Source organism: Brevibacterium casei CIP 102111 (genome assembly GCF_900169275.1).
GTDB lineage: Bacteria > Actinomycetota > Actinomycetes > Actinomycetales > Brevibacteriaceae > Brevibacterium > Brevibacterium casei.
In genome coordinates this window covers 42,555-57,729 of the sequence record NZ_FXZC01000008.1, presented here as the reverse complement: position 1 = coordinate 57,729, position 15,175 = coordinate 42,555, and the positions used below count along the sequence as shown (strand labels likewise).

Annotated in this window: 10 protein-coding genes; 6 read left to right on the top strand and 4 right to left on the bottom strand. The window is 69.2% G+C overall.

Annotated elements, in window-relative coordinates; genetic code table 11:
- Nucleotides 1-25: 25 nt before the first annotated feature.
- Nucleotides 26-1,318 carry a GNAT family N-acetyltransferase gene (locus BC102111_RS15690; protein WP_063249080.1) on the bottom strand — a complete coding sequence of 431 codons (1,293 nt, stop codon included), beginning with the start codon at nt 1,316-1,318 and terminating at the stop codon, nt 26-28.
- 243 nt (nt 1,319-1,561) lie between these two features.
- Here BC102111_RS15690 and BC102111_RS15685 point away from each other — a divergent pair, with 243 nt between their 5' ends.
- The 4 genes from BC102111_RS15685 (at nt 1,562) to BC102111_RS15670 (ending at nt 7,139) form a co-directional block, all read left to right on the top strand.
- On the top strand, nt 1,562-2,518 hold the full coding sequence (locus tag BC102111_RS15685) for an ABC transporter permease (protein ID WP_009378165.1): 957 nt from the start codon (nt 1,562-1,564) through the stop codon (nt 2,516-2,518).
- Entirely contained in the window at nt 2,515-3,510 is a 996-nt protein-coding gene (locus tag BC102111_RS15680; protein WP_101624804.1) for an ABC transporter permease, read from the top strand. Before BC102111_RS15685 ends, BC102111_RS15680 begins: the two co-directional genes overlap by 4 nt.
- A gap of 166 nt (nt 3,511-3,676) precedes the next feature.
- Entirely contained in the window at nt 3,677-5,347 is a 1,671-nt protein-coding gene (locus BC102111_RS15675; protein ID WP_063249082.1) for an ABC transporter substrate-binding protein, read from the top strand.
- Nucleotide 5,348: 1 nt separating this feature from the next.
- Nucleotides 5,349-7,139, top strand: a complete 1,791-nt coding sequence (locus BC102111_RS15670; RefSeq protein ID WP_063249083.1) for a dipeptide ABC transporter ATP-binding protein — start codon at nt 5,349-5,351, stop codon at nt 7,137-7,139.
- 149 nt (nt 7,140-7,288) lie between these two features.
- On the opposite strand, the gene ilvC is transcribed toward BC102111_RS15670, so the two are convergent.
- From ilvC to BC102111_RS15650, 3 genes are all read right to left on the bottom strand, one after another.
- Nucleotides 7,289-8,317: a ketol-acid reductoisomerase gene (ilvC, locus tag BC102111_RS15660; RefSeq protein ID WP_063249084.1), complete on the bottom strand. Its 1,029-nt coding sequence runs from the start codon at nt 8,315-8,317 to the stop codon at nt 7,289-7,291.
- A 160-nt stretch (nt 8,318-8,477) separates the two neighbouring features.
- On the bottom strand, nt 8,478-8,990 hold the full coding sequence (gene ilvN, locus BC102111_RS15655) for an acetolactate synthase small subunit (protein ID WP_009378155.1): 513 nt from the start codon (nt 8,988-8,990) through the stop codon (nt 8,478-8,480).
- Nucleotides 8,987-10,924, bottom strand: coding sequence for an acetolactate synthase large subunit (locus BC102111_RS15650; RefSeq protein WP_101624802.1), 1,938 nt, complete (start codon nt 10,922-10,924; stop codon nt 8,987-8,989). The genes ilvN and BC102111_RS15650 overlap by 4 nt, the downstream gene beginning before the upstream one ends.
- 371 nt (nt 10,925-11,295) lie before the next feature.
- Between BC102111_RS15650 and BC102111_RS15645 the strand changes: the two genes are divergently transcribed.
- Together BC102111_RS15645 and BC102111_RS15640 are read left to right on the top strand one after the other, a co-directional pair.
- A complete protein-coding gene (locus tag BC102111_RS15645; protein WP_095375961.1) occupies nt 11,296-13,146 on the top strand; it encodes an ABC transporter ATP-binding protein in 1,851 nt (616 codons plus the stop codon).
- Nucleotides 13,143-15,011 (top strand): ABC transporter ATP-binding protein, encoded by a 1,869-nt coding sequence (locus tag BC102111_RS15640; RefSeq protein WP_101624801.1) that lies wholly within the window; start codon nt 13,143-13,145, stop codon nt 15,009-15,011. Before BC102111_RS15645 ends, BC102111_RS15640 begins: the two co-directional genes overlap by 4 nt.
- Nucleotides 15,012-15,175: the final 164 nt, after the last annotated feature.

Sequence of the window (15,175 nt, the reverse complement as noted above, 5' to 3'; positions counted from 1 at the left end):
GAGATCTCAGATTCTGGGAAAGTCCTCAGAACCCGTTCGGCGAGTACGGCATCCGCCCGAGGCTGAACATCGCACTCGCCTGCACGGCGGCACCGGGGACGTTCTCCTCGATGCGTCCGGCACGGACGAGGATGACGGGGTCGGCACCGCCGAAGTAGAGCGAACCGAGCTCGGCGATGCCGAGGCTGAGATCGGCAGGGGTCGACTCGGAGGCGGTCTCGACGACGGCGTTCTCCCCATCGGAGGTGATGCGGAACTTGCCGCCGGTGAGCTCCTGCGGGTCGTCGATCTCGAGCACGAGGGTGCCCGCGACGTACCAGGGGCGGGCCTCGAGGGCGGCCTTGACGTCGAGGATCCGGATCCAGATGTTGTCCTCGGTCGACGTCGTCCGCACCCGGCGGGAGTCGGTGAGCAGCCACGGCAGCGGTGAGTCCTCGGCCGATTCGCCGAAGGTCACCCGGCTCGAGAGATCGATCGCGGCGAGGAACGACCACAGCGAGGCGTAGGCGGCATCGGTGGCGGCGACGAAGTCGATGAGCTCGATCGTCGGCGGCTTGACCGACCAGCCCGCGAATTTGTAGGACACGTAGCCGTCTGGCTGCCCGTCCTCACCGAAGTGGAGCGCAGCACGGACCCCGCGGTCGGCCTCCCCCGTCTCGGTGTTGAGATCCCCCGTGGCCCGCTCGATGTAGGTCTGCTGCCTCTCCATCGCACCCGGTGAGGTGCGCATGAACTCGCCGTAGATCTTCGGGGCGAGTTCGCGCAGGACGCTCGGCAGGCACATCTCGACCCGCCGGTCGGGTTCGCGGATCATCTGGAAGCCCGGCGAGGTGTCGACCTCGATCGCGTGCGACCACGTCGCCACCCCGAAGCCGTAGCGGGAGTAGATGCCGCCCTCGGTCGCGGTGAGTGCGGCGAACGGGTAGCCGGCGGCCTTCGCCTCGGCGAGGTCGGTCGTCATCATCGACCGGAGCAGTCCGCGCCGCCGATGCGTCGGGCGCACGGTCACCCACGTGATGAGGTGGGCGGGCACGAGCCGGCCGCCGCCGACGTTGACGAGCTTCTCGAACCACGCGAAGGTCGCCACGGGGATGCCGGAGTCGAGCGCGTACTCGTATTCGCTCTCGGCATAGACGGCGGTGAGCCGACGGTCGTCGTCGATCGCGCGCTGGACGCGCTTCTTCAGCGCCTCATCGGTCGACCGGGAGTCGTGGAAGCCGACGCTCGTCGAGGCGAAGTAGCCCTTCGTCCTCTCATCCGGCTCTCCCGTCGACTCGTCGAAGGCGGGGGTGAAGCTCTCGAAGCGGTAGTTCGTCACAATGTCGCCTTCCTCGAGGATGGGCCGGGTGGTCCTCCCTGCGACTCTAACACCGGCTCTGTGACCTGGCCCTCGGCAGCGCGCGGCCACGCCCCGACTCACCTGCCGTCACCCGCGGTCACCGGCGGCGGCTGTCACGGAACTTCACGACTTTGCACAGGCGACGATCAGGCGCATAATTGTTGAGCAGTTCGGCGATCCCGGACGCGATTGGCCCAGCCGACCACGAATCGAAGGACCCCGATGCCCACTCCGACGCGCAGCCGCCGTCGCTCAGACACCGTCTGGTCGCGTCTGCGCCGGTCACGCCCCGCGATGATCGGCCTCGGACTCGTCGTCCTCTTCGTCCTCCTCGCCGTCCTTGCCCCGGTCTTCTCGTGGCTGACCGGCAACAGCCCGTACGCGTACAACCCCGATCTCCTCGGTCCGGACACGGCACCGGCGGGGCCGTTGGGCGGGATGAGTGCGGGGCACTGGTTCGGGGTCGAACCGCGCACGGGCCGGGACCTCTTCGCGATCGTCACCTACGGCGCCCAGGTCTCCCTCCTCATCGGGCTCGCCGCGACGGTCGTGTCCGTGGCCGTCGGGGTCGCGATCGGGCTCATCGCCGGCTTCTTCGGCGGAATCGCCGACCGTCTCCTCTCGCGCCTGACCGACATCGTCTTCGGCTTCCCGTTCCTCATCTTCGCGATCGCGCTCTCCGCCACCGTGCCCGCGAGCTTCCCGCGCCCGCTCCTCCTCATCCTCGTCATCGGCCTCTTCGGATGGCCGCAGGTCGCCCGCGTCGTCCGCAGCGAGACCCTGTCCCTGCGCGAACGCGGCTTCGTCCGTGCCGCCGCCGCACAGGGCACGGGATCGGCCCGCATCATCGTCCGCGAGATCGTGCCGAACATCGCGGCCACCGTCATCGTCTTCACGACCGTCTCGATACCCGGCAAGATCGGCGCCGAGGCGGCCCTGTCCTTCCTCGGGGTCGGCGTCAACCCGCCCACCCCGTCGTGGGGGCGCTCGATCTCCGATGCCATCTCGTGGGTCCAGGTCGACCCGATGTACCTCATCTTCCCCGGCATGGCGCTCTTCCTCGTCACGCTCGGCTTCAACATGTTCGGCGACGGTCTCCGCGACGCCCTCGACCCCGCCGAGGAGCGGGGCGGGGAGACGGCGAAGGCCGACCCGATGAGCGCAGGAGGTCAGCCGTGAGGCTCCGATTCATCGTCTCCCGGATCCTCGGCGCACTCGTCGTCCTCCTCCTCATCGCGGCCGCGTGCTTCGCGATCTTCTACCTCATGCCCACCAACCCGGCCCAGCTCTCGTGCGGCAAGCCCTGCTCCCCCGAGCGCCTCGCCGAGGTGGAGCGCTACCTCGGCGTCGACCAGGCGTGGTGGAAGCAGCTCGTCGACTTCCTCGCCGGCATCATCGGCGGACGCACCTTCGGCGAAGGCACGACGGCCATCCACTGCAATGCCCCGTGCTTCGGGTATTCGTTCCGCCTGCGCGACTCGGTCACCGCCCTCATCCTCGATCGTCTGCCGGTGACGCTCTCGCTCACCCTCGGCGCCGCGGTGCTCTGGGCGATCGGCGGCATCGCCGCGGGGCTGCTCGCCGCACTCAAGCGGGGCACGTTCACCGACTCCGCGGTGATGGGGGCGGCGATCACGGGGATCTCGGCACCCACGTATCTGCTCGGCCTCCTCGGCGTGCTCCTCTTCGGCTTCGTCCTCAACGTCCTGCCCATCGGCGGGTATGTCCCGCTGACGGAGAACCCCGCGCTGTGGGCGTTCCATCTCATCCTGCCCTGGGTCGTGCTCGCGATCGCCAATGGCGCGATCTACGCGAGGCTCACGCGCGGGCAGATGCTCGACGTGCTCAGCCAGGACTACATCCGCACAGCGCGGGCGAAGGGGCTGAGCGAGACCGTCGTCGTCGGCAAGCACGGCCTGCGCAACCTCGTCGTGCCCCTGACGACGCTGTTCGCCATCGACATCGGCGGCCTGCTCGGCGGGGCGGTGATCACGGAGAAGGTCTTCGCGCTCGGCGGGGTCGGCACCCTGCTCCTCGAATCGGTCGCCAGCCTCGACATCCAGGTCATCGTCGGCGTCACCCTCTTCGCCGCCGCCGTCGTCATCATCGCCAACCTCATCGCCGACCTCAGCTACTCCGTCCTCGACCCGCGGATCGGAGCCGCCCGATGACCCTGCCCTCCCGGCTCCCGCCGCACCGACTGACACAGCACCGGCGCCGATGTCGGCGGCAGCGATGTCGGCGCCTGCGGGCCCCGTACGCCCAGACCCCAGGCACCCAGACCAAAGCCGCTCAGACACTCGACTCCACTCCACCCACTCCACGCAAAGGACCATCATGAAGCGCATCGGCCTCGCCGCCGCCACCCTCGCCCTCGGCCTCGTGCTCACCGGCTGCAACGCCAACCCCGGCCTCAACGACGACTCGCGGGGCGACACCCTCGGTGAGACGCAGAGGGGCGGGACGCTCAACATCTTCACCGACGCTCCCGACATCGACTTCGACCCCGGCAAGAGCCAGGGACTCGCGATCACCTCGCTCTCGCTCGTCCACCGTCGGCTGACGACGTGGGACATCCAGCCCGACAAGCCCGGCAAGGTCGTCCCGGACCTCGCCACCGACACCGGCACGGTCAGCGACGACGGGAAGACGTGGACGTTCACCCTCAAGGACGGACTCAAGTACGAGAACGGCCAGCCGATCACGACGCAGGACATCAAGTACGGCATCGAACGCTCCTTCTCCACCGAGCTCTCCGGCGGCCTGAGCTACCACAAGGGTCTGCTCGAGGGCGGCGCCGAATACCAGGGCCCGTTCAAGGGCGAGGACCTCGCCTCGATCGAGACCCCGGATGAGAAGACCATCGTCTTCCGCCTCAACTCCTCCTTCGGCGACTTCCCCTGGATCGTCTCGATGCCGGCCTTCTCCCCCGTGCCCGAGGGCGAGGACGACCCGAGCCGGTACGGCATCGACCCCATCGCCTCGGGTCCCTACAAGGTCGAGTCGAACCAGTCCGGTGCCGAAGCGGTGCTCACCCGCAACGACCAGTGGCAGCAGGACACCGACCCGGTGCGCACGGCCGGACCCGACTCGGTCGTCTTCAAGCTCGGCCAGGACGCCTCGGTGACCTCCCAGGCGCTCATCTCCGACTCCGGGGATGCGAAGAACGGGTTCTCCGCGAGCTTCGTGCCCGCCTCCCAGCTCGCGCAGGTCCAGAACGATCCGAACGCGAAGTCCCGGCTTGTCACCTCCGGACCCGGCGCACTCGCCTACCTCGCAATGAACACCGAGCGCCCCGGCCTCGACGACGTCAAGGTCCGCCAGGCGATCAACTACGCCGTGGACAAGAACACGTTCCGCATCGCCGGCGGCGGGGAGATCTCCGGTGACTATGCGACGACGCTCATCACGCCGGGCATTCCCGGACGCGAGGAGTACGACCTCTACCCGGCCGAGCCCGGCGGCGACGTCGAGAAGGCGAAGTCCCTGCTCGCCGAGGCCGGCGCCGACCTCGGCACGCTCACCCTGCTCACGCAGAACTCCGCGACCTTCGTCGCGCAGGCCGAGGCGATCCAGCAGGCTCTCAGCAGAGCGGGCATCACCGTCGAGATCAAGTCCGTCGACGCGAACACGTACTCCGCCGATGCCACGGCCAACGACGCCGACTACGACCTCGTGCTCGGGTCGTGGCAGCCGGACTTCCCCTCCGCCAACGGCAACATCCAGCCGCTCTTCGACTCCTCGCAGATCGGCAACGGCAACTACAACCTCTCCCGCTACTCGAACAAGGAAGTCGACGCGCTCATCAGGAAGGCGACCGAGACCGTCGATCCGACCGAGGCGCAGAAGGTGTGGGCCGAAGCCGACCGCCGGATCATGGAGGACGCGCCCGTCGTGCCGCTGACGTACAACAAGAACTCCTTCCTCCACGGGTCGAACGTCGAGAACTTCGTCATCGGGGAGTTCCCGGCCTACCCCGTGTACTTCAAGGCCTCCCTCAAGGGCTGAGATGACGAGTCCGCATCCCGCGCTGCGCTACCGGGACTACTCGGTCTCCTTCGGCTCCCGCCAGGTCACCCGGGACGTGTCCTTCGACCTCGTCCCGGGCTCGATCCTCGCCCTCGTCGGCGAATCCGGGTCGGGCAAGTCCGTCACCGCACTCGCTCCCCTCGGCCTCGTGCCGGGGGCGAGCGAGTCCGGGTCGGTGCTCCTGTGCGCCGAGGAGGGCACCCCCGCCCCGGCGGGACCGGCCCCCGACTCGGCGGAATCGGCCCCCGCCCCGGCGGCTGATGGGGTCGACCTCGTCGGCCTCGACCAGGAACGGCTGCGGGCGATCCGCGGGGAGCGGGTCGGGGTCGTCTTCCAGGAGCCGATGAGCGCGTTCAACCCGATGTTCCGGGTCGGCCATCAGATCGCCGAGGCGGTCCGTGCCCATACCCGCCGTCCCGGGCCGGACCTCGGAGAGCGGGTGGTCCGGCAGCTGCGCACCGTCGGCCTGCGCGACCCCGAGCAGGTCGCCCGGGCCTTCCCGCACGAGCTCTCCGGCGGCCAGCTGCAGCGGGCGATGATCGCGCTCGCGACGATCAACTCACCGCAGGTCCTCATCGCCGACGAGCCGACCACGGCCCTCGACGTCACCGTGCAGACGGGCATCCTCGACCTCCTCCTCGCCCAGGCGCAGGCCGGCCAGGCCGTCCTCCTCATCACCCACGACATGGGCGTCGTCGCCGACATCGCCGACCGGGTGGCCGTGATGAAGGACGGCCGCATCGTCGAGACGGGTCCGGTCGCCCAGATCTTCTCCGACCCGACCTCGGCCTACACCCGGGAGCTGCTCGCCGCCGTGCCGCGGCTCTCCGCGGTCGTCGCGCGGAGGGACGACTCCCCCGCCGAGGCGGCTGCCGGGTCCCGGACGGATGCCGGGTCCCGCGCGGACGTCGGGCCCCGCGCGGGCGTCGAGTCCCGCGCAGCCGCCGGGTCCGCGACCGGCCCAGTGCCCGCAGCCGAGCTGCAGCACGCCACCGTCGTCCACCGCTCCTCGGGCCGCCGGGTCGTCGCCCTCGACGACGTCAGCCTCGTCGTTCCCGCAGGGCAGATCACCGGGCTCGTCGGCGAGTCGGGCTCGGGCAAGTCGACGATCGCCAACGTCCTCACCGGCGGGCAGGCGCTGACCTCAGGTGAGGCGTTCGTCGACGGCGAACTCGTGACCACCCGCCCGAACCGACGACAACGGCGGCACCGGGCAGAGGTCGGCGTCGTCTTCCAGGACCCGCGCGGCTCGCTCAATCCGCGCCGGTCGGTCGGCTCGCAGATCGCCGAGCCGCTGCGCGTCCACACCGACCTGCGAACCCGGCAGATCGAGGCACGGGTGAGCGAGCTGCTCACCGACGTCCAGCTGCCGGCCGACTTCGCCGAGCGCTACCCGCACGAGCTCTCCGGCGGCCAGCGGCAGCGTGTCGCGATCGCCCGCGCGCTCGCGCTGCGCCCGAAACTGCTCATCGCCGACGAACCGACCTCGGCCCTCGACGTCTCCGTCCAGCGCGGAGTGCTCCGGCTCCTCGCCGACCTCCACGAGGTCCGCGAGTTCGCGTGCCTGTTCATCAGCCACGACCTCGCCGTCGTCGAACAGCTCGCCTCGAGCGTCATCGTCCTCCGCGACGGGCGCATCGTCGAGGAGGGATCGAGCAGGCAGGTGCTCACCGACCCGCAGCAGCCCTACACCCGGGAGCTCATCGAGTCCGCACCGGTGCCCGATCCCGCGGTCCAGGCCGCCAGACGCGCGGCGCGGCTCGCGGCGTAGGCGATCCGGTTCGCGGCACAGGCGAGCCCGCGTTGCTCGGGCTTCCCGTGGAGCGCGCGCACCGGGCCCACGGCCGACGAGACGACGAAGGCGCCGAGGGAGGCGATTCCCTCGGCGCCTTCGATCTCCCGGTCCACCCGGGCAGACGATCAGCGAGCGGCAGTGCCCTCGGTGTAGTCGTCGTCGGTGTCCTTGAGCCACGCGAACATCTTCCGCAGCTCGCGACCGGTGGCCTCGATCGGGTGCTTCTCCTCCTTGGCGCGCAGCTCCTTGAACTCCGTGCCGCCGTTCTTCTGGTCGTTCATGAAGCGCTCGGCGAAGGTGCCGTTCTGGATGTCGACGAGGACGCTCTCCATGTTCTCCTTGACCTCGGGCGTGATGACCCGGGGACCGGAGACGTAGTCGCCGTACTCGGCGGTGTCGGAGATCGACCAGCGCTGCTTGGCGATGCCGCCCTCGACCATGAGGTCGACGATGAGCTTGAGCTCGTGGAGGACCTCGAAGTAGGCGATCTCCGGCTGGTAGCCGGCCTCGGTGAGGACCTCGAAGCCGTACTGGACGAGGTGGGAGACGCCGCCGCAGAGCACGGTCTGCTCGCCGAAGAGGTCGGTCTCGGTCTCCTCGGTGAAGGTCGTCTTGATGCCGCCGGCACGGAGGCCGCCGATCGCCTTCGCGTAGGAGAGCGCGAGCTCCCATGCGTGGCCGGTCGCGTCGACCTCGACAGCGACGAGGACGGGCACGCCGCGGCCGTCGACGTACTCACGGCGGACGACGTGGCCGGGGCCCTTCGGGGCGATCATGACGACGTCGACGCCCTCGGGGGCCTTGATGTAGCCGTAGCGGATGTTGAAGCCGTGGATGAAGACGAGGGCCTTGCCCGGGGTGAGCTGGTCCTTGACCTCGTTCTCGAAGATCTCAGCCTGCACCTGGTCGGGAGCGGCGATGGTGATGACATCGGCCCAGGCGGCCACCTCGGCGGGGGTGCCGACCTCAAGCCCTTCGGCGGCGGCCTTGTCCCGGCTCGACGAACCCTCCTTGAGTCCGATGCGCACTTCTGCTCCGGAGTCGCGCAGGCTCAGTGCGTGAGCGTGGCCCTGACTGCCGTAGCCGATGACGGCGACCTTCTTGCCCTGGATCAGCGACAGGTCGGCATCGTCGTCATAAAAGCGTTCTGCCATGGTTCTAGCTCCTTCGAGGTTTCGGGGTGATGGCCCCATTGTTTCACAGTTCGGTACGAATGTTCACTTGTTGAGACGACTGTCGTTCCACTCCGTGGAACGCGGTGTCGGTGCCGGTCGGTCACCGGCTCAGCCGCGCAGGGCCCGGTCGGTCGCCGGCTCAGCCGCGCAGGGCCCGGTCGGTGATCGACTTCGGTCCGCGCCCGATCGCGACGGTGCCGGACTGGACGATCTCCTTGATCCCGAAGGGCTCGAGGACGTCGCGCAGGGCCTCGACCTTGCCGAGCTCACCGGTCGCCTCGACGCACACGGAGTCCGTGGAGACGTCGACGATCGAGCCGCGGAACATCTCGACGGCGGCGGCGACCTGGGGTCGCGTGGCAGCGTTGGCCTTGACCTTGTAGATGACGTGGGCCCGGCGCACCGAGGAATCGGGTTCGAGCTCGACGATCTTGATGACGTTGACGAGCTTGTTCAGCTGCTTCGTCACCTGCTCGAGCGGGACGTCGCCGACGTCGACGACGACCGTGATCCGAGAGAGCTCGTCGTGTTCGGTGACGCCGACGGCGAGGCTGTGGATGTTGAACCCGCGGCGAGCGATGAGTCCGGTGAAGCGTGTGAGCACACCGGGCTTGTTCTCGACGAGGACGGAGAGCGTGTGCCTGCTCGTCATTCCAGGCCTCCTTCGATCTGAGCCACGGAGCGCAGCGTGTCGTTGTCCTCGGAATCGCCCTCTTCGATGACGGACTCGATCGGTCCGTCGCCGTCGCCGTCGAAGTCGGGGCGGATGCCGCGGGCGTACTCGATCTCGTCGTTCGAGACCCCGGCGGCGACCATCGGCCACACCATCGCATCGGGTGGGACCGTGAAGTCGAGGACCACGGGCCGGTCGTTGATCGCCAGCGCCTGCTCGATCGCCGAATCGACGTCGTCATTGCTGTCCACGCGCAGCGCGAAGCAGCCGTACGCCTCGGCGAGACCCACGAAGTCAGGGATCCGCATCGTCTCGTGCCCGGTGTTGAGGTCGGTGTTCGAGTAGCGGCCGTCGTAGAAGAGGGTCTGCCACTGGCGCACCATGCCCAGCGACGAGTTGTTGATGATGGCGACCTTGATCGGGATGCCGTCGAGCGCGCACGTCGCGAGCTCCTGATTGGTCATCTGGAAGCAGCCGTCGCCGTCGATGGCCCAGACCACGCGGTCGGGTTCGGCGACCTTCGCGCCCATCGCCGCGGGCACCGAGTAGCCCATCGTGCCGAGCCCGCCCGAGTTCAGCCACGAGCGGGGCCGTTCGAACTCGACGAACTGCGCCGCCCACATCTGGTGCTGGCCGACGCCTGCGGCATAGATCGCCTCGGGTCCGGTGAGCGCGGAGATCCGGGAGATGACGTACTGCGGGTCGCAGAGCTCGCCGTGCTTGGAGTAGCCGCGCGGGTAGGTCCGCTTGAGTCGGGTGAGGAAGCGCCACCACGGCTCCCGCTGGCGCTCGAGCGCCTCCGGGTGCTTGTTCCGCAGCTCGGTGAGGATCTCCGCGAGGACCTCACGGGCGTCGCCGACGATGGCGACCTCGGCCGCGCGGTTCTTCCCGATCTCCGCCGGGTCGATGTCGGCGTGGATGACCTGGGCGTTCGGGGCGAACGAATCGAGGTTGCCCGTCACCCGGTCATCGAAGCGGGCACCGATGGCGATGAGGAGGTCAGCCTTCTGGAACGACGTCACGGCCGGCACGCTGCCGTGCATGCCGGGCATCCCGAGGTGGAGCGGATGGGAGTCGGGGAACGCGCCGCGGGCCATGAGGGTGGTGACCACGGGGATGTTCGTCGCCTCGGCGAGCCGCAGGAGCTCCTTCTCCGCCTCCGAGCGGATGACGCCGCCGCCGATGTAGAAGACGGGACGGTGCGCCTCGGCGATGAGGCGGGCGGCCTCCCGGATCTGCTTCGCGTGCGGCTTGAGGATGGGGCGGTAGCCCGGCAGCTGGGCCTCCTCGGGCCAGACGAACGGGGCCGTGCCCGTCTGCGCATCCTTCGTGATGTCGACGAGGACCGGTCCGGGGCGCCCGGTCGTGGCGATGTGATGGGCGTTGACGATCGCTGATGGAATGTCCTCGGGCCGGGTGACGAGGAAGCTGTGCTTGGTCACCGGCATCGTCATCCCGACGATGTCGGCCTCCTGGAAGGCGTCGGTGCCGAGCAGCTTCGAACTCTGCTGACCGGTGATCGCGAGCACGGGCACCGAGTCCATGTGGGCGTCGGCGAGCGCGGTGATGAGGTTCGTCGCCCCAGGGCCCGAGGTCGCGATGCACACGCCCAGCTTGCCCGAGGCCGCCGCGTAGCCCTCGGCGGCATGGCCGGCGCCCTGCTCGTGGCGGACGAGGATGTGGCGGATCTTCTCGGTCTCGAAGAGCGGATCGTAGGTGGGGAGGATGGTGCCGCCGGGAAGTCCGAAGACGGTGTCGATGCCGAGGCGCTCGAGGCTGCGGACGATCGCCTGCGCGCCGGTGAGGACCTCGGGCGTCGAACTCCTCCGCACGCTGGACGGTGTCGGCTTCGCCGGCGCTGCGCTCTGCGCAGTCCCGGCGGCCGACTTCTGGGCCGGGGGCGTGGCTGCCATCTCTTCGTTCCCTTTCCTTGGTTGACCCGCTCGCATCCGTCCCCGCACTAAAAAAGCCCCTCCGGTGTCGGTAGGGGCGCGCGGAACGTGTCGTGGTGACAGGCTACGGATGATCCGCGCGCTGGCTAATGACGACAACGAGAAGGTGAGTCATGCCTCAATGGTTCACTGCCCCCTCGCGGGTGTCAAACCGCAGAAATGATCGTCTCGTATATCGGGATTCCTGCGGAGCGAGCGATGAGACCGGGAGCCGACGGCCGCCTCGGCGGGGAAATCCATCAGCTTCCGCGGTCGAACAAAACCCCACTTCAGGGGGCCCAGATTCCGCATCGCGAGACCATAGACGCGGGGAGTCCCCGGGACTAGGCTTGATGTTCGTGCGCCCCCTTCTACGCTTCTGGCCCGATCTGCGAACCCGGATCGGCATCTACGCGGTTGTTCTCGTCCTCACCCTCGTCGCGAACGGCATCCAGCTCATCGTCCCCGTCATCACCGGGTACATCATCGACGGTCCGATCGCCGAAGGCGACCTGCCGGGTCTCTGGCTGCCCGTGCTCGGGGTCCTTGCCATCGGGATCGCCGAGGCGGTGCTCATCTGGGCCCGCCGGATGATCGTCGCCCCCGTGGTCTCGGCCTGGGAGATCATCTGGAGGGCCCGGCTCTTCGACCGCCTCCAGTACACCTCGGTGGCCGTCCACGACTCGTGGGAGTCGGGACAGCTGCTCTCGCGGGCGACGACCGACCTCTCCCAGCTGCGGCGCTTCTTCGCCTTCGGCCTGCCGTTCCTGCTCGCGACCCCGATCGTCCTCGTCGTCGGCACGATCATGCTCACAGCGCTCCAGCCGATCTTCGGCCTCATCATGATCGCCATGGCCGTGCCGACGATCGTGTGCGCGGCGATCTTCGAACGCAAGTACCGTGAGGCCTCACGCCGATCGCAGGACACGGTCGGTGAGATCACGACCGACGTCGAGGAGTCGATCCAGGGCATCCGGATCCTCAAGTCCTTCGGCCGCTCCCCGTGGGCCGCCGAGCGCTTCTCCGTGCTCTCGCGCCGGTTCCAGAGCCTCGAGGTGCGCAAGGCGAAGCTCGACTCGTGGTTCTGGGCCCTCCTCATCCTCCTTCCCACGCTCGCCCAGGCCGCGATCGTCGGGGTGGGCACGTGGGGCGTCGTGCAGGGATGGACGACGATCGGCACGGTCGTGGCCGGAGTGACGATCTCGATGGTGCTGCGGATGCCCATCGAGATGCTCGGGTTCCTCCTCGCCGACGCCCTCATGTCGATCACGGCCGCCGGTCGCTACTGGGAGGTCGTCGACATCCGCCACGACATCACCGATGCCGACGGCGGGATCGCCGACGACCCGGACGTCGGGCGCTTCCGCGGGGAGCTCGACTTCGACGACGTCGACTTCCACTTCGCCGACACCGACAGGCTCACCCTGCGCGGACTCGACCTGCGCATCGCGCCGGGACAGACGCTCGCGCTGGTGGGCACCACCGGGTCGGGCAAGACGACGCTCGCCTCCCTCGTGCCGCGACTCCAGGACGTCACCGGGGGCGCGGTGCGCATCGACGGCATCGACATCCGGAACCTGCCGGTCAACGAGCTGCGCCACCTCGTCTCGGTCTCCTTCGAGGATCCGATCCTCTTCTCCGCGAGCGTCCGGGACAACGTCGTCATGGGCTCCCCCGGTGCCGATGACGACGCCGTGTGGCAGGCGCTGGAGATCACGGCGGCCGCCGACTTCGTCTCCCGCCTGCCCGAGGGCCTCGACACACAGGTCGGCGAGCAGGGTCTGTCGCTGTCCGGCGGGCAGCGGCAGCGGCTCGCGCTCGCTCGGGCCGTCATCGGCAGGCCGCGGATCCTCGTCCTCGACGATCCGCTCTCGGCCGTCGACGTCGACACCGAGGACCGGGTGCAGCTCGCCCTGCGCGAGATCCTGCCCGATTCGACGACGCTCATCATCGCCCACCGACCCTCGACAGCTGCCCTCGCCGACGTCGTCGCCGTCCTCGACGAGGGCCGCATCGTGGCCCGCGGCACCCACGAGGAGCTCCTCGAGACCTCCCCGCTCTACCGGGAGCTCATGGGGGCGGGGATGCAGGCGAGCGCCTCGGCGAGGGGAACCGGGGCGACCGCCTCGGCGGGGAACTGCCCGACCCCGGACGGCACTCCTGCCGGGACCAGCGGAACGATCACGGAAGGACGGGACGCATGAGTGCGCCGAAGCCGGCTCAGGACGACGAGGTCGAGTCGCTGCCGCCGGACATCGCGAGGAAGGCGCGGGCCCTGCTCTACTCGCTCGTCCGCCCGCACCTGCCGATGGCGGTGTTCCTCCTCGTCATCGTCGTGGCCACAGCGATCACGCTCGTCATCGGTCCCCTCTTCATCGCCGATGCCCTCGACACCGGCATCCCGCGGGCCGTCGACGGCGACCCCGGGCCGCTGACGAGGGCGATCACGCTGTTCGTTGCGGCGGCGGTGGGCTCGGCGGTGCTCTCGTTCACGGCGACGAGGCTCGTGGGCATCACAGCCCAGAAGATCGTCTTCACCCTGCGCGAGCGCGTGTTCACCCATGTCCAGCGCCTCGATCTCGGCTACCACGAGCGCTCGACCTCGGGGCGGCTCGTGTCCCGGCAGACCTCGGACATGGAGTCGGTGCAGCAGTTCCTCTCGTACTCGCTCTTCGAGACGGCGCTCGCGGTGCTCCAGATGGGGTTCATCGCCGTCACCCTCGTCGTCCTCGACGTGCCGCTGGCGATCGTCGTCTTCGCCGGGTTCGTGCCGCTGTTCTTCATCACGAAGTCCGCGCATTCGACGCAGCGCGCCGCCTACCGGCGCACACGGACGTCGATCGCGAAGGTCATCGTCCACTTCGTCGAGACGATGGGCGGCAGCCGCGCCGTCCAGGCCTATCGCCGGCAGCCGGATCGGCGGGGGACGCTGAGCGATCAGGACTCCGCCTATCGGGACGCCAACACCGATGCGCTGCGCGGGGTCGCGTGGTTCGCCGGGTGGACCCGCCTCATCGGCAACGTCACGCAGACGGTCATCATCGTCGTCGGCGCGTGGCTCGTCATCGAGGGGTGGACGCAGATCGGCGTGCTCGCCGCGTTCATCCTCTACCTGCGCCGGTTCTACGGCCCCCTCGACGAACTCGTCCAGTTCTTCAACCTCTACCAGTCGGCCTCGGCCGCGCTCGAGAAGATCGCCGCCGTCCTCGACACCGAGCCCGGAGTGCCCGCCCCGAAGACGCCCGTGCACCTGCCGGCGCGCGCGGGGACGACCGCCTCGGCGGGGGCCGGTGCGGGGGCGACTGCCTCGGCGGGGACTGCGGCAGCGACGACGGGACGGTCGATCGAGATCACCGACGTCCGCTTCGCCTACGCCGACGGACCCGACGTCCTCCCCCGCTTCGATCTCACGATCCCGGCGGGGCAGATCGTCGCGCTCGTCGGAGCGACGGGGGCGGGCAAGTCGACGCTCGTCAAGCTCGTCACCCGGTTCTACGATCCTTCCGAGGGCACGGTCAGCCTCGACGAGGTGGACCTGCGCGACCTCGACGATGCGGAGCTGCGCTCGAGCGTCGTCATGGTCACGCAGGAGTCGTTCCTCTTCGCGGGCACGATCGCCGACAACATCCGCATCGGCAATCCCGAGGCCACGGACGCCGAGGTCGTCGCCGCAGCCACCGCGGTCGGCCTCGACGCCTACATCCGCCGACTGCCCGACGGGTATGACACGGATGTCAAGAAGCGCGGCGGCCGGCTGAGCTCGGGGCAGCGGCAGCTCGTGTCGTTCGCCCGGGTGTTCCTCGCCGACCCGGATGTCGTCGTCCTCGACGAGGCGACCGCGCACCTCGACATCCCCTCCGAGCGGCTCGTGCAGAAGGCGCTCGCGACGGTCCTCGAGGGCAGGACCGCGATCATCATCGCCCACCGGCTCTCGACGGTCGAGATCGCCGACCGGGTGCTCGTCATGGACGCCGGGCGCATCGTCGAGGACGGCACGCCTGACGAGCTCATCGCCGGCACCGGTCGCTTCGCCGCGCTCCACCGCGCGTGGCGCGACACGCTCGTGTAGCGGGCGGCGGCGGCTCGGTGCCGCGCGGTGCGGCGCGGTGCGGCGCGGTGCGGCGCGGTGCGGCGCGGTGCGGCGACCTCGACTTCCGGCTTCGACGCGGTGATCCGACATATACGCGGTTAGCAGACCGCGTATATGTCGGATCACCGCGTCGATAGGAACGG

Coding starts and splice junctions, on each gene's coding strand:
- BC102111_RS15685 (WP_009378165.1), top strand. CDS start 1,562: ATGCCCACTCCGACGCGCAGCCGCCGTCGCTCAGACACCGTCTGGTCG.
- BC102111_RS15675 (WP_063249082.1), top strand. CDS start 3,677: ATGAAGCGCATCGGCCTCGCCGCCGCCACCCTCGCCCTCGGCCTCGTG.
- BC102111_RS15670 (WP_063249083.1), top strand. CDS start 5,349: ATGACGAGTCCGCATCCCGCGCTGCGCTACCGGGACTACTCGGTCTCC.
- ilvC (WP_063249084.1), bottom strand. CDS start 8,317: ATGGCAGAACGCTTTTATGACGACGATGCCGACCTGTCGCTGATCCAG.
- ilvN (WP_009378155.1), bottom strand. CDS start 8,990: ATGACGAGCAGGCACACGCTCTCCGTCCTCGTCGAGAACAAGCCCGGT.
- BC102111_RS15650 (WP_101624802.1), bottom strand. CDS start 10,924: ATGGCAGCCACGCCCCCGGCCCAGAAGTCGGCCGCCGGGACTGCGCAG.
- BC102111_RS15645 (WP_095375961.1), top strand. CDS start 11,296: ATGTTCGTGCGCCCCCTTCTACGCTTCTGGCCCGATCTGCGAACCCGG.
- BC102111_RS15640 (WP_101624801.1), top strand. CDS start 13,143: ATGAGTGCGCCGAAGCCGGCTCAGGACGACGAGGTCGAGTCGCTGCCG.